Origin of the sequence: Macrococcus equi, assembly GCF_047426745.1 — a bacterium.
Lineage (GTDB): Bacteria > Bacillota > Bacilli > Staphylococcales > Staphylococcaceae > Macrococcoides > Macrococcoides equi.
The window spans coordinates 1,809,992-1,824,286 of record NZ_CP179732.1 but is presented as its reverse complement, the minus strand read 5'-3'; the positions used below and the strand labels follow the sequence as shown (position 1 = coordinate 1,824,286).

Sequence of the window (14,295 nt, the reverse complement as noted above, 5' to 3'; positions counted from 1 at the left end):
GATAAGATTAAACAAAGTATATTTTTTGAACTGGAGGATCATGATTTGTATATAAAAAGTATCAAAAGGTTATTTCATCCTAGTCAATATCCATTGTTCAGGACTGTAAAACTACGATATATATTCCTGCATATTTTTTTAATCGCATTACTGTTTTCAATACCCAATAGTCTTCACTTCTTAAATGTAATCAATTTAGCGAGTGAGTTAATCGATAAAAACCAAGATGATATTCCTGAATTCCAAATAAAGGATAATCACCTCAACATTTTCCAACCAAGAGACATACGTGTTAATGATTATGTGATTCGCTTTAGTACAGAAAATTCGCATCCAGCAGAAAATATCATTATTTTTCAGAAGGATGGCATTCAGGTTGATCGATTTGCATTTTTAAGTTATCAAAATCTGCCAATGTTTCACGATAAATCATCATTCATTGATTTCCTTAAAACCTATACGTCATCACGTTACTTTTATTTTGGACTGATTATAAGTATTTTACTTTTTATTCAATTTACCACTACAGTGATAAAAATCATACTGGTAAGCAGTGCTGCACATCTTTTAGCGATATTAACCAAAAAAAAATCAAGATTTATGAACTGGTTGAAAATCATTACTTTTATTATCACAATACCGTCTATTATTTTATTCCCGAGTTTAATTATACCTTCAAATAAAGTGATATTAATAATTATATCCTGGATACTACTTATATTCTTAGTTAGTGTTACTATTAAGAAATTACCCACAAGCAAAAGATTGCTAAAACAATAATCAAAAGAATACAATTTAACTTTAATATTCTATATAATAATGATGTTATGACAAAAATCACATTTAAATTCAAAGGAGTTTTACAAATGCCTGAAATTACACATAGAAGAAATACCCGTCCAGTTAAAGTTGGTGACTTAACGATTGGTGGCAGTGATGAACTCATCATTCAAAGTATGACAACAACAAAAACACATGATGTTGAAGCTACTGTTGCTGAAATTAAACGCTTGGAAGAAGCAGGTTGTCAAATTGTCCGTGTTGCATGTCCAAAAGAAGAGGATGCCTTGGCCATTGCTGAAATTAAAAAGCAAATCAATATCCCCCTCGTTGTTGATATTCATTTTGATTATAAATTAGCTTTACTTGCTATCGAGGGTGGAGCTGATAAAATCCGCATAAATCCCGGTAATATCGGTCGTCGTGAGAAAGTAGAAGAAGTTGTTAAAGCTTGTAAAGCAAAAGGTATTCCGATTCGTATCGGTGTAAATGCAGGTTCATTAGAAAAGCATATTATTAAAAAATATGGTTATCCTACAGCGGACGGAATGGTTGAAAGTGCCCTTCATCATATCAAAATACTTGAAGACCTTGATTTCCATGATATCATCGTATCAATGAAAGCAAGTGATGTTAACTTAGCCATCGAAGCTTATACTAAAGCTGCCCAGGCATTTGATTATCCACTACATTTAGGTATTACAGAAAGTGGTACATTATTTGCAGGTACTGTTAAATCTGCTGCTGGACTTGGTGCGATAATGAGTTTAGGTATAGGTAATACTTTACGTATCTCATTATCAGCAGATCCTGTTGAAGAAGTTAAAGTGGCGCGTGAATTACTTAAATCTTTTGGCTTAGCAAGTAATGCTGCAACGTTAATCTCTTGTCCTACATGTGGAAGAATTGAAATTGATTTAATTTCTATAGCAAATGAAGTTGAAGAATATATTTCTACAATTAAAGCACCTTTAAAAGTTGCTGTTCTTGGATGTGCCGTAAATGGTCCCGGGGAAGCACGTGAAGCAGATATTGGTATTGCCGGAGCTCGCGGGGAAGGTCTTTTATTTATGAAAGGTAAAACTGTGCGAAAAGTACCTGAAGAAACAATGGTGGAAGAATTAAAAATTGAAATTGATAAATTAGCAGAAGAATATTTCAGAAAACAAGCAGAAGAAAAAGGTAAAGTCGAGCAAAATGTAAATGAGTAGAAAATTTCGAATGGGTATTGATATTGACGGTACAGTTACATGTCCGAAATCATTAGTACCTTACCTGCAAAAATCATTTGATCAAAACTTTAAATATGAAGATATCACAGAGTATGACCTTTCTAATGTACTAAATATTCCTGAAGCTGAAATTTATCAATGGTTTAAGGATCATGAACATGATATGTATAAATATTCTCCAGTTCATCAGCATGCTGATGATGTTCTTGCAGAATGGTCAAAATATTACCATCTTATCTTTATCAGTGCTCGTCATGATTATTTAAATGATTTAACGATTGAATGGTTCAAAACACATAAGGTCCCGTACCATCATATTGAATTAACCGGTTCTCACGACAAGATTGCGACAGCTAGACGGCTTCAAGTTGATGCATTTTTTGAAGACAAACTTGATAATGCGATTGAAATTAATAAAGCATTAAATATTCCCGTCTATCTGTTTGATACACCATATAACCAAAGTGAACTACCCAAAGGTGTTACGCGTGTCAAAACATGGCTGGAACTTGATCAAATAATAAAAGAAAAATTTCCATATTAAAAAGGACTGAGCAATCAGTCCTTTTTACATGTTTCGCATAAACCATACAATTCAATTTTATGACTATGAATTTCAACATCATCTAATTCTTTCTTAAAAGAATCAATTGGACAAAATTCTACAACGCGTGTTTCTCCACAGCTTTCACATATAAAATGATGATGATGATGTGTGCTACAAGATAATCTAAATTTCTTTTCTCCATCTAATTCTGTGACTTCAATTATATCCAAAGATTGAAATAAGTTTAGATTTCTATAGATCGTATCAAATGAAATACCGGGATATTTATCATTTAACGCTTCCTGCATTTGCTTTGCATTCAAATATTTTTTTGAGTCATGTAACATTTTAATCATATCACGCCGTTTATCTGTATATTTATGACCGTTGTTTTTAATTATTTTTATCGCATCATCAATACTCACCTGTCATGCCTCCTTTTTCAATTTTTTTATTTATAAATAAAGAAATAAGTAATATCAACACTAATAACATGACAATCACACCACCTGGTGAGATATCCAGGTAAAAAGCAATTATTAAACCTAGAATGACAGACGTCTCCCCGATTAATACACTCCATACCATAAGTTGCTTATATCCTTTCGCAAATCGCATGCTGCTGGCAACTGGTAATGTAATTAAACTGCTTACAAGTAATATCCCAACAACTCGCATGGAAGCTGAAATGACAAGCGCAACCATCAACATAAATAGAATATGTACGTATTTTGGTACCCCTATAATTGACGCATATTCTTCATCGAATGATAGTATAAAGAGTTCTTTGTATAATGCATAAATAAAAATAATCACAAGTAAAAATATAGTGAAAATAATTAAAACATCATTTAATGTTACTGCACTGATACTCCCAAATAGATAGCCAAATAAATCCTGATTAAATCCATCCGCAAATGAAATAAAAATTACGCTAAGTCCTATGCCAAAACTCATAATAATCGGAATCGCTAGTTCCTGGTAGTGTTTATAGATTGTTCTGAGTTTTTCAATAAGTAATGAACCTGTTACGGAAAATAATATACCCGTCCATATTGGATTAATGGTAAATGATAATACTTTCGTTAAAAGCATACCAAATGCAATACCACCTAAAGTGACGTGACTTAAGGCGTCAGCAATTAGTGACAGTCTACGGACTACTATAAACGTACCAATCAAAGGTGCTAATATACCAATTAGCATACCACTGATAAAAGAATATCGTATAAAATCAAATTGTAATAATGCATCTAATAAACTCATAAACAGCACCCGCGATCATGACTATGGTCGACAAACTTTACAGGATGTCCATAGATTTTTGAAATTTCAACTTCGTCTAAAGATTTAAATTGATGTGATGTTCCGTGAAAATGTAAATGTTGATTTAAACACGCAACTTGAGTCGCAGTGTCAACTACAACACCAATGTCATGTGTTACTAATAATATGGTGATACCTTCCGTTTTTAACTGTGCTAATAATTCATAAAACTTTGCAACATGTTTAGCATCTATCCCTACAGTTGGTTCATCCAGTAATAAAACTTTGGGATTAGAAATTAATGCACGCGCAATAAAGACACGTTGCTGTTGTCCACCTGATAATTGAGAAATATTCTTATCTTTCAGATGATCTATATTTAATCTTTTTAGCATCGCTTCAACTAAATTATTATCCTGTCGTGTAAACTTCCTGAAAATTGGTTTAACTTGAATTAAACCACTTCTCACTACTTCAAAAACTGTCGCTGGAAATCCACTACTACTTGCATTTGCCTTTTGAGAGACGTAACCTATACCGGTTAATTTCTTATAATGTTTCATATCCTTTCCGTTCATAAGAATGCTACCATTCTGAACTTTCAGGATGCCAAGGATGAGTTTTAATAATGTTGATTTACCTGAACCGTTAGGGCCCACTATGGCTAAGAAATCACCAGGATAAATACTGATATTGATATCAGTTAATGCAACTTTATCAGGATAACGGTGGGATACATTTCTTATTTCAAATATCGGCTCCAAATATATCATTCCTTTTTGAGCTAAAAAACAAGCATTAATCATAGATTAATCCCTGTTTATTAGTTTTATTGATTAATAATTTTTTCAAGTAACTGTGCATCAAACTGATTATTTTTGATCATTTCAATCTCAAATTTATAAGGGGGTTTTTTATTCTTTTTATCATCCCCTACCTGAACGTAAGGTGTTTCTAAAATTTTCGGAATCTCTTTAAATGCATCATGATACACAACTTTAGATAAGGCATCAAATCCAATATTTCCAAACCCAAAATTCTCATGTCTATCTTTACGTGCACCTTGAACGTTCTTTGAATCATTGACATGCACAACCTGAATACGGTCAAGGCCGACAATCTTATCGAACTCTTCTAAAACTGAATCGAAGTCATTAACGATATCATAACCTGCATCATGTGTATGACAAGTATCGAAACATACTGATAAACGTTCATTATTTGTGACACCCGATATAATTTCTGCAAGTTCCTCAAAAGATTTTCCACATTCAGAACCTTTACCTGCCATCGTTTCAAGTGCAATCCTTACATTGTTATCATTTGATAGAACTTCATTAAGCCCTTCGATAATTTTTTTGATACCCGCTTCTTCACCTGCACCAACATGTGCACCGGGATGAAGAACAATATCTTTTGCTCCAATAGCTTCTGTACGTTCAATTTCCTTTTGGAGGAACTCAACACCAAGTGCAAATACTTCTGGTTTAACTGTATTTGCAATATTAATAATGTATGGTGCATGAACAACAATATTAGAAAGATTATGTTCTTTCATATATGCTAAGCCTGCTTCAATATTTAAATCCTCAATCGGTTTACGTCTCGTATTTTGAGGAGCACCTGTATAAATCATAAATGTTGATGCGTTGTAACTTGCTGCCTCTTCAGCTGCAGCAAGTAACATCTTTTTACCACTCATTGACACGTGTGATCCAATTAACATAAAATGACCCTACCTTTTTTTATTTTCTCTGTTGGTACGTTTCGAATGTGCTTTCTTCTCAGATCGTTTAAGTTTATCCAGTTCATATCGGAATTTCTTCTTATAACCAGGTTTAACTTTTTTCTTACCTTTGAGTTTATGTTTTAAGTTCTGCTCTATATTGTCTTCTTTTTTCTTTCTCGATTGTCGTTCTGTTCTATCTTTAATTTCAACCAATTCACCATTTTTCACATCGCTATGGATAAATGAAAAGCCACGTTTCTCTATTTGGTTGATTAGGTCTTCTTCATCAGGTGTATATATTGTAATAGCTACCCCTGTATAGTTGCCTCTACCAGTACGTCCGACACGATGCGTAAAGAATGCAATATCTCGAGGGATATCATAGTTAATGACATGACTGACACCATCGATGTCAATACCTCGACTTGCGAGGTCACTCGCAACAACATATTGATATTCCAGATTCTTAATACGTTTCATTTGTTGTGTGCGTTCTCTTGGAGCAAGTCCACCATGAATAACGCCAACTTTTATCCCTTGATCTAATAAGTATTCAGCGACTTCATCCGCTCGTTCACGACTATTCGCAAAAATAATCGCTAAATAAGGGTTAATCGTCGTCATCACTTTAGATAATTGCTCTTTTCGGTCATTACTTTTCGTAGGTACCAAATAGAATGTAATATTCTTATTAGTTTTTGAATCAGGTTCAATTTCAATAAACTCAGGCTTCGATAAGTACTTATTTAAGAATGGGTGTAATGCTTTAGGTATTGTTGCAGAGAATACAGCAATTTGTGCCTCTCGTGAAACATTCGCTGCGATTTTATCTACTGTTGGCAAAAATCCTAAATCTATCATTAAATCAGCCTCATCAATTACTACAGCACGTGCTAAATGGATGTGTAATACATTTTCTTCAGCCAGATCTTTAATGCGATTTGGTGTACCAATAACTATTTGTGGTTGCACCTTTGATTTCTGAATATCTTTATTCTTATCTGTTCCACCGATATATAATCCTGCTTTAATACCTTCTGTAAATGATATTAAATGCTCACAAGCATCATAGAGTTGTTTAGCAAGTTCTCGCGTTGGTGCAAGAATAATTATCTGTGGATGTTGTACGTTGACATCTACTTTATTCACTAATGGCAATAGAAAAGCATGTGACTTTCCTGTACCAGTTTGTGATTGTCCAATTAAGTGTGTTTCTTTTTTTAATTTTGGAATTACTCTTCTTTGGATTTCTGTGGGCTGGTTGAAATTTAAATCTTCCACCGCTTCTACTAAATATGGTGCAAGTTCAAATAACTCAAATGGGTGTTTGTCCATCATAATCCTCCTTTAATGTTCATCTCATGTATTATATAGGAAAGACTACGAAAAAGAAAGCAATCATTTCTGAAACTAAAATATTCTGCTCGTTATAATTTATTTGTTATACTATTAGTTAAACAGGTATTAGGAGGAAGTTGTATGGAAATAATTAAAATTACACCCCGCGGATATTGTTATGGTGTAGTCGATGCAATGGTTATTGCTCGCAATGCATCTTTAGATAAAACGTTACCCCGCCCTATCTATATATTAGGAATGATTGTTCATAACAAACATGTAACTGATGCTTTTGAAAGTGATGGTATTATAACGTTAGACGGACCAAACCGATTAGAGATATTAGAACAAATCGATTCAGGAACGGTTATTTTTACAGCACACGGCGTCAGTCCTGAAGTTAAAGCGAGAGCAAAAGAAAAAGGATTAGTGTGTATAGATGCTACATGTCCCGACGTTGAAAATACGCACGAGCTCATTAGAACCAAAAAAGCAGAAGGTTATCATGTAATATATATCGGTAAAAAAGGACATCCAGAACCTGAAGGTGCTGTTGGGGTTGCACCTGAAATTGTACATTTAGTTGAAAATCTAAATGACGTAGAAAATTTAGATGATACTTTAAAAGTGAAAAAACTCATTGTCACGAATCAAACGACTATGAGTCAGTGGGATGTAAAGCATCTTATGGATGAACTTGAAAAAAAATATCCTCATATTGAAGTGCATAAAGAAATATGCCTTGCAACACAGGTTAGACAAGAAGCGGTGGCCAACCAGGCAGGTCAAGCAGATGTTCTAATCGTTGTAGGAGATCCAAAAAGCAATAACTCGAACCGCTTAGCGCAAGTTTCTAAGGAAATTGCCCATACGGAAGCATATCGTATCTCAGATATAAGTGAATTAAAACTAGAATGGCTTGAAGGAAAATCAACTGTAGCAGTGACAGCAGGCGCATCAACGCCTACACCTATTGTTAAAGAAGTCATAGATTATATCAAAGCTTATGATCCACTCAATATTCAACCTATACCGGATCATTCTGCTGTTCCGACAGAAAAAATATTGCCAAAAATAAAAAATGCAACGCCTGTTAACATAATGGAATAGTCATCAAAACTGATTTGTAAATAATACAAATCAGTTTTTTTATACATATTTTATCCATAAATTAATAAAAGTAGACATTGTAAAAAAATATGTCACCTTTTATAATATAGAGAGATAATTTTTGTGTAAATATACCTGAAATGAGTGAACGTTAACGATGTCCATAAAAGTAATAATAGCCTTAACATATTTTATATTATTGTCACACTTTTTGTTTAATGATCCATTAATATTATTTAATGAAAAATACTCGGAACGACAACATTCTATCTATGCAAAAGAGTATCATAAAACACCTGCTAAATTAAAAAAATATGCTGATGGTCGATTTAATACATTTAATATGGACGCCTCACTTTCATATAAAAGAAATATCAAGCTATGGACCAATGATATTGTTGATAATATTATTATCAGATCAAATATTTCTTTCGAGGAAGCAGCAGAAGTTAAAGATAGTCTCGCTTATCAAAATGCCATGAATCCAAACCTTCGAAACCAGGTTGTGCTGAGAAGAGACAACGAGCGCCCAATGATATACCCGATGAAACTCAACTATGCTACACAGACTGCTTTTAATATCGGTCAAATCATTAATGTGTATCAATTAAATGTCAATATGTTAAAACTCGTGAATAAAGAAAGACTCGCACTTCATCTAAAACCATTGAAATATGACAAGTTGGTCTATCAAGGGGCACAACTCCGTGCAAATGAACTTGCAGCATATGGGCATATTAATATTAATGGATTACCCCATGTTAGACCCAATAATACTCACTTTTCAACTGCCTTTAATATTCCACGAGCAAATATTCGAGTAGGGGAAAATACAGGAATGAATTTTTATCGTGGTAATCCATTTGAAGTTGTCTCTGAAAAATATATGGCTGAGAAATTTTTTAATCAATGGAAAGCATCGCCCCTTCATTATCAGAATATGCTTAGAAATGATTATAAGTATATGGCAGTATCAATCAAAGCGAACCATTATAATAATATTGAACGAGGTAGATATTCATACTTTTTCGGTGTACAAGGATTTAGTAAAGCGTATAAGAAATGAACCTAAAATTTCATAATATGTTTAACTATAAAAAAAGAACAATTCCAGGTGAATTGTTCTTTTTTGTTATATAAGTTAAATAGTTTTAAAAGGATTTGTATTAATTTCTGATGTAAATATACGTACATCTATGTACTGCTCCAGCAAACTTTTTAGTCCATCTTTCATTACATATTCACTATAATGACTAATATCTAAAGTTGCCTGACCACTCATCAATAAGTCATGTGCTTCATGATATTTAATATCACCTGTCATAAAGACATCAATACCTTTTTTCTGAACTTCCTTCATATAGCTTACTCCCGCACCGCCAATAATTCCTACCGTTTCTATTCTTCTATCAGTGCCTATCATTTTTACTGTATCTAATTTCAAGGTATGTTTCGTCAACTGTGCAAATTCAGAAAGTAACATAGGATGTGATAATTTAGCTTTTACACCTGTCCCAAAATTTGCTTCCTGGTCAAACGCTATGATATCAAAAGCAGGAGTTTCATAAGGGTGAACACTTTGAATCGTTTCAATCACTTTTTGCTTTAAATTTTGCTTGAATACACATTCTATCTTTACTTCTTCTTCATAATGAATATCACCTTTGTTGCCTACAAAAGGATTAGCATCTTCTAAGCCTCTAAACTCTCCAGTACCTTTTAGAGAAAAGAAACAATGATCATAATTTCCGATTTTTCCCGCACCTACTTCTGCTAATGCTGATTTTAGTTGCTCAGCATACTCTGTAGGTACAAAAACCTGAAGTTTGTGCATCGTCATTTGTGATGGTATTAATATTTCAATATCTTGTAACGAAAGCGTTTCTGCGATCATTGTACTCACACCTTGTGGATGTGCATCAAGATTAGTGTGTAATGCTATCAAATTAATTTCCGATTTGATAAGTTCATGTATAATCTCACCGTACCCATTATTATGAATAGATTTAATACCGCTAAAGATAAGTGGATGATGGCAAATGATAGTATTTATATTTTTACTTTTAGCTTCAAATACAACATCTAATGTGCAGTCAAGCGATGTAAGTATTCCAGTTACTTCTCGCTCAGTATCTCCAATCAGTAAGCCAACATTATCCCAGTCTTCAGCAGTATTTAATGGAATTTCCTGATTTATGATATCAAGTAACGTTTTAGTTTTCATAGTCCAGCACCTCTTTTAGCATCATTATTTCTTTTTTTATTTGCATGCATTTTTCTGCATGAGCCGTTTCGTCCTTTATCTTTTTAAATACTTTTGTTAAATGCTGATATTCACGGTCCCATTTTTCGTAGAAAATGTCATTTTTATTGTTCATTAATAATGGTCCGAATTTCAATTCCGAAGGATTATAATGAATTTTTTTTTCAGCATGTTCAGCTACTACAATTTCATAGATATGCTTCTTTTCTTTAATTATTTCTTCTGCGATAATTTCATATCCTAATTTAACAAGCGTTTCACGTACGGCTTCAGTATGAATATTGCTTTGCAATATTAAACGAGGAAAATTATTTAATTTTTCTTTTCCTTGAGTTAATATTTCAGCGATTAAAGGACCACCCATACCACATATTGTAATAACGTCTACTTCCAATGACTTAATCACTGATAATCCACTTCCTAGTCGTACATCAATTCTAGCACTTGCTCCATATTTACTTACATTTTCTACCGCTGCTTCATAGGGACCTATGACAACTTCACCTGCCACTGCGTTTTCAATCAGTTTATTTTCCAATGCATATAAGGGAAGGTATGCATGATCTGATCCAATATCTGCTAATGTTTGGTGCTTAATATATTTTGCAACGGTCTTTAATCGATTATTCAAAGGTATCATTATTTTGTCCTTTCAAAAAAAAATCTTTTGCACAAGGCAAAAGATTTTCATTTTTTATTATTTTGCTCCATCTTTTAAGAACTTAACTAAAGTGTCTAAATCTTTATCAGAAATTTTTGATTGGTCATGTGCAGGCATAGACCCTTTACCTTCACGGATAATTTTTGCTAATTCCTTTTCAGGTTTCTTGTTTCCTGCTAATTTAGGACCCATTCCACCTTCTAAGTTTTGACCATGACATGAAGTACAGTTATCTTTCGCAAAAGTTTTAGCATCAAACTTTTGTTCAGTTTTTGCTCCACCTTCACCTTTTTCTTCAGCTTTGTTAGCACCATGTGCAGACAAGAAGAAGATTAAGCCTACGCCCATAAGCATAATAAGTAAAAATGGAATTACTGGATTACGATTCATTTAAGTTTCCTCCCTTTAATTTCACCATATACATATCTATTTTATATTAAAAATAGTGATTGTCAAAGACTTTTCACAATTTAAATTGATATTTTAATCCATAAAGTCTTTTAATCGTTTGCTTCTAGAAGGATGGCGTAATTTTCTCAATGCTTTCGCTTCAATCTGTCGGATACGCTCACGTGTTACCCCAAAAACTTTTCCGACTTCTTCTAATGTACGCGTTCGCCCATCATCTAAACCAAATCGTAATCTTAAGACATTTTCTTCTCTGTCAGTTAATGTATCTAAAACATCTTCCAATTGTTCCTTTAATAATTCATATGCAGCATGATCAGCTGGACTCTGTGCATCCTGATCTTCTATAAAGTCTCCAAGATGGCTGTCGTCCTCTTCACCAATTGGTGTCTCCAGTGAAACAGGTTCCTGCGCAATTTTAAGTATTTCTCTCACCTTTTCAGGTGGTAAATCCATTTCCTCACCAATCTCTTCTGGTGATGGATCACGCCCTAAATCCTGTAATAATTGACGTTGTACGCGAATTAGTTTATTGATCGTTTCAACCATATGTACAGGAATACGGATAGTTCTTGCCTGGTCTGCAATCGCACGAGTAATCGCCTGACGAATCCACCAAGTAGCATAAGTTGAAAATTTAAATCCTTTCGTAAAGTCAAACTTTTCAACTGCCTTAATTAGTCCCATGTTACCTTCCTGAATCAAATCAAGGAACAACATTCCACGACCTACATAACGTTTGGCTATACTTACTACTAATCGTAGGTTAGCTTCTGCAAGACGTGCTTTAGCTTCTTCATCGCCTTGTTCAATACGTTTCGCAAGTTCAATCTCTTCTTCAGCACTCAATAAATTTACGCGTCCGATTTCTTTTAAATACATACGAACAGGATCATTTATTTTAACACCTGGAGGCGCAGATAAGTCATTTAGATTAATTTTATCATCTGTATCATTTGCATCTTTTTCATTTATCAAAGTAATATCATTTTCTGCTATTGCTTCAAAAAACTCATCCATATGGTCAGAATCCATCTCAAAATTCTGTAATTTATCTGCAATTTCTTCATGGCTTAAATGCCCATTTTTCTTACCTAATTCAATCAGTTGTGCCTTTACTTGATCTAAAGTGAGTAATTCTGATACTTTCATCGTTTTAGCTGTTTTTTTTGCGGCCATTGTTAAACCTCCCGGAATGTCTAGTGCCTTTTTGTTCTTTGATACTGGATAATCTCTCTTAAGAGCTCATCTCTTCTGTCAATATCACCTAACTCAATCGCTTCCTTTAATTCTTTCTTTAAAAGATTGAGTCGCGAAAGTTCGTGCTGTTCTTCATTAAAAACATATACATAATCATTTATTTCTTCATTTGATGGTTCTGAATTCACTAATAAACTATCAATTGAAAAACATACTTCATGAACTTCATTTGGAATTTTGTCGATAAAGTGACTTAATTTAAAGACATCCTCATTCTTGTAATACCCCAATAACGCTTCATAAATCACACGATGATATGTATTGGTAAAGTTAGTTGGGGGTATTTTATCTTTGAATTGATCAAATAAATGTTTATCGACCATAAAATGTTTCAGTACAACACGTTCAGCAGTGTCAACCTTTGATAAGGTCTCTTGATTAAAATTAATATTTTGTTGAGTAACTTTTCTTGTAGGCTGATTTTTTTGAACCTGATATTTTAGACTGTCAAAATCTACTTTAAACAAATCACTTGCTTCATGCAATACTTTTTTCTGTAATACTTCAGAATTCATAAGTTTAGCATCCTGAATGATATTATTCAAATGTTTTTCATATGCTAAATCATTGTTCTTAATTTCAGTCAAATAATGCTGCATATAAAAACTCAAGTAATTTATTTTATTCGTTTGGAAATACTCTAGAAATTGTTTTCCTCCAATTTCTCTAATCATTTCATCAGGGTCTTTCCCATGCATCATTGGTACAACAAATACATTTAAGCCTTCACCAAGTAGCGTTCGTCCAACTTTTAAAGTCGCTTCGATACCTGCACGGTCTCCGTCATACATCAAAGTAATATTTTGTGCTAATTTTTTTAAAGTAAATACATGTTCCCTACTTAAAGCTGTTCCCATTGTTGCGATAGCGTGATTTATGCCTACTTCACCTAGCTTTAAAACGTCCATGAATCCTTCCAAAAGAATTACTTCATCGGCTTGTCTAATAGATTTTCTGGCTACATCAATGTGATAAAGAATATTTCGTTTTTGAAAAACTGGTGTTTCAGGACTATTTAAATATTTCGGCTCACTACCATCAAAGCTTCGTGCTGAAAATCCAATTGTATCACCACGTGCATTACGAATCGGAAACATAATACGATTTCTAAATCTATCAAAGTAACTAAAATTTTCTTCATTTCGACTAAGCAAGCCTGCTTCGTAAGCTAGCTTTTCATCATAGCCACGTTTTTTCAAGAATTCTAAAGCAAAATTACTGACATTCGGACTAAATCCTATTTTTTCTCGTGCAATCATCTCATCATTTATCCCGCGTTCATGCAAATATGAAAGTGCAGGCTCAGCTTCCTCAATCGCCTTCAGCACATAGTGATAGTAATCCTGTAGTAAATTATGAATTTCAATCATTTTAGTTTGTTCGTTTTGCACAACGGGTGCATCACTCACTGTATCTATAGTGATATCTACATTGGCACCAAGTATTTTTACTGCTTCAATAAAGGATACATTTTCAATCTGCTCTATAAACTGAAAAACATTGCCACCTTTTTTACAGCCAAAACAATGACAGATTTGTTTTTCCACCGATACAGAAAAAGAAGGTGTTTTCTCATCATGAAAGGGACATAAACCGATATAGTTACGTCCCCTTTTTTCTAATTTTACATATTGACTGACAACATCCAATATATCATTTTTCTCTCTAATTTCATCGATTATTTTAGGATCAATCTGCAAA

At 33.4% G+C, this 14,295-nt stretch carries 15 protein-coding genes; 5 read left to right on the top strand and 10 right to left on the bottom strand.

Annotated elements, in window-relative coordinates:
* The first annotated feature begins 45 nt into the window (after window positions 1–45).
* From ACMGE6_RS09575 to ACMGE6_RS09565, 3 genes are all read left to right on the top strand, one after another.
* Window positions 46–780, top strand: a complete 735-nt coding sequence (locus ACMGE6_RS09575) for a DUF1189 family protein (protein ID WP_414053593.1) — start codon at window positions 46–48, stop codon at window positions 778–780.
* A 95-nt stretch (window positions 781–875) separates the two neighbouring features.
* Window positions 876–1,991 carry a flavodoxin-dependent (E)-4-hydroxy-3-methylbut-2-enyl-diphosphate synthase gene (ispG, locus tag ACMGE6_RS09570; protein WP_414054850.1) on the top strand — a complete coding sequence of 372 codons (1,116 nt, stop codon included), beginning with the start codon at window positions 876–878 and terminating at the stop codon, window positions 1,989–1,991.
* Entirely contained in the window at window positions 1,984–2,556 is a 573-nt protein-coding gene (locus ACMGE6_RS09565; protein WP_414053592.1) for a 5' nucleotidase, NT5C type, read from the top strand. The genes ispG and ACMGE6_RS09565 overlap by 8 nt, the downstream gene beginning before the upstream one ends.
* A gap of 14 nt (window positions 2,557–2,570) precedes the next feature.
* On the opposite strand, the gene ACMGE6_RS09560 is transcribed toward ACMGE6_RS09565, so the two are convergent.
* The 5 genes from ACMGE6_RS09560 to ACMGE6_RS09540 are packed head-to-tail and all read right to left on the bottom strand — an operon-like array spanning window position 2,571 to window position 6,889.
* Complete coding sequence (locus ACMGE6_RS09560; RefSeq protein WP_414046273.1) at window positions 2,571–2,984, bottom strand: Fur family transcriptional regulator; 414 nt, start codon at window positions 2,982–2,984, stop codon at window positions 2,571–2,573.
* Window positions 2,974–3,825 (bottom strand): metal ABC transporter permease, encoded by an 852-nt coding sequence (locus ACMGE6_RS09555; protein WP_414053591.1) that lies wholly within the window; start codon window positions 3,823–3,825, stop codon window positions 2,974–2,976. The genes ACMGE6_RS09560 and ACMGE6_RS09555 overlap by 11 nt, the downstream gene beginning before the upstream one ends.
* On the bottom strand, window positions 3,822–4,598 hold the full coding sequence (locus ACMGE6_RS09550; protein WP_414046945.1) for a metal ABC transporter ATP-binding protein: 777 nt from the start codon (window positions 4,596–4,598) through the stop codon (window positions 3,822–3,824). The genes ACMGE6_RS09555 and ACMGE6_RS09550 overlap by 4 nt, the downstream gene beginning before the upstream one ends.
* A gap of 56 nt (window positions 4,599–4,654) precedes the next feature.
* Window positions 4,655–5,551 (bottom strand): deoxyribonuclease IV, encoded by an 897-nt coding sequence (locus ACMGE6_RS09545; protein WP_414046270.1) that lies wholly within the window; start codon window positions 5,549–5,551, stop codon window positions 4,655–4,657.
* A 9-nt stretch (window positions 5,552–5,560) separates the two neighbouring features.
* A complete protein-coding gene (locus tag ACMGE6_RS09540) occupies window positions 5,561–6,889 on the bottom strand; it encodes a DEAD/DEAH box helicase (RefSeq protein WP_414053590.1) in 1,329 nt (442 codons plus the stop codon).
* 144 nt (window positions 6,890–7,033) lie between these two features.
* Between ACMGE6_RS09540 and ACMGE6_RS09535 the strand changes: the two genes are divergently transcribed.
* Together ACMGE6_RS09535 and ACMGE6_RS09530 are read left to right on the top strand one after the other, a co-directional pair.
* Window positions 7,034–8,002 (top strand): 4-hydroxy-3-methylbut-2-enyl diphosphate reductase, encoded by a 969-nt coding sequence (locus tag ACMGE6_RS09535; RefSeq protein WP_414053589.1) that lies wholly within the window; start codon window positions 7,034–7,036, stop codon window positions 8,000–8,002.
* Window positions 8,003–8,159: 157 nt separating this feature from the next.
* Window positions 8,160–9,068 (top strand): CAP domain-containing protein, encoded by a 909-nt coding sequence (locus ACMGE6_RS09530; RefSeq protein WP_414053588.1) that lies wholly within the window; start codon window positions 8,160–8,162, stop codon window positions 9,066–9,068.
* Between the two features lie 75 nt (window positions 9,069–9,143).
* Here ACMGE6_RS09530 and ACMGE6_RS09525 read toward each other — a convergent pair whose 3' ends face one another.
* The 5 genes from ACMGE6_RS09525 to dnaG form a co-directional block, all read right to left on the bottom strand.
* On the bottom strand, window positions 9,144–10,226 hold the full coding sequence (locus ACMGE6_RS09525) for a Nif3-like dinuclear metal center hexameric protein (protein WP_414053587.1): 1,083 nt from the start codon (window positions 10,224–10,226) through the stop codon (window positions 9,144–9,146).
* Entirely contained in the window at window positions 10,216–10,905 is a 690-nt protein-coding gene (locus tag ACMGE6_RS09520) for a tRNA (adenine(22)-N(1))-methyltransferase (RefSeq protein WP_414053586.1), read from the bottom strand. Before ACMGE6_RS09520 ends, ACMGE6_RS09525 begins: the two co-directional genes overlap by 11 nt.
* Before the next feature lie 57 nt (window positions 10,906–10,962).
* On the bottom strand, window positions 10,963–11,316 hold the full coding sequence (locus ACMGE6_RS09515; RefSeq protein ID WP_414046264.1) for a c-type cytochrome: 354 nt from the start codon (window positions 11,314–11,316) through the stop codon (window positions 10,963–10,965).
* Between the two features lie 93 nt (window positions 11,317–11,409).
* Window positions 11,410–12,513, bottom strand: a complete 1,104-nt coding sequence (gene rpoD / locus ACMGE6_RS09510; RefSeq protein WP_414046263.1) for an RNA polymerase sigma factor RpoD — start codon at window positions 12,511–12,513, stop codon at window positions 11,410–11,412.
* A gap of 20 nt (window positions 12,514–12,533) precedes the next feature.
* Window positions 12,534–14,294, bottom strand: coding sequence for a DNA primase (gene dnaG, locus ACMGE6_RS09505; protein WP_414053585.1), 1,761 nt, complete (start codon window positions 14,292–14,294; stop codon window positions 12,534–12,536).
* Between the last annotated feature and the right edge of the window lies 1 nt (window position 14,295).

Bases quoted from the DNA above. Each gene is read 5' to 3' on its own strand.
- ACMGE6_RS09530 (WP_414053588.1), top strand. From the start codon at position 8,160: ATGTCCATAAAAGTAATAATAGCCTTAACATATTTTATATTATTGTCA.
- ACMGE6_RS09545 (WP_414046270.1), bottom strand. From the start codon at position 5,551: ATGTTAATTGGATCACACGTGTCAATGAGTGGTAAAAAGATGTTACTT.
- ACMGE6_RS09525 (WP_414053587.1), bottom strand. From the start codon at position 10,226: ATGAAAACTAAAACGTTACTTGATATCATAAATCAGGAAATTCCATTA.
- ACMGE6_RS09520 (WP_414053586.1), bottom strand. From the start codon at position 10,905: ATGATACCTTTGAATAATCGATTAAAGACCGTTGCAAAATATATTAAG.
- ACMGE6_RS09555 (WP_414053591.1), bottom strand. From the start codon at position 3,825: ATGAGTTTATTAGATGCATTATTACAATTTGATTTTATACGATATTCT.
- ACMGE6_RS09515 (WP_414046264.1), bottom strand. From the start codon at position 11,316: ATGAATCGTAATCCAGTAATTCCATTTTTACTTATTATGCTTATGGGC.
- ACMGE6_RS09565 (WP_414053592.1), top strand. From the start codon at position 1,984: ATGAGTAGAAAATTTCGAATGGGTATTGATATTGACGGTACAGTTACA.
- ACMGE6_RS09540 (WP_414053590.1), bottom strand. From the start codon at position 6,889: ATGGACAAACACCCATTTGAGTTATTTGAACTTGCACCATATTTAGTA.
- ACMGE6_RS09535 (WP_414053589.1), top strand. From the start codon at position 7,034: ATGGAAATAATTAAAATTACACCCCGCGGATATTGTTATGGTGTAGTC.
- ACMGE6_RS09550 (WP_414046945.1), bottom strand. From the start codon at position 4,598: ATGATATATTTGGAGCCGATATTTGAAATAAGAAATGTATCCCACCGT.
- rpoD (WP_414046263.1), bottom strand. From the start codon at position 12,513: ATGGCCGCAAAAAAAACAGCTAAAACGATGAAAGTATCAGAATTACTC.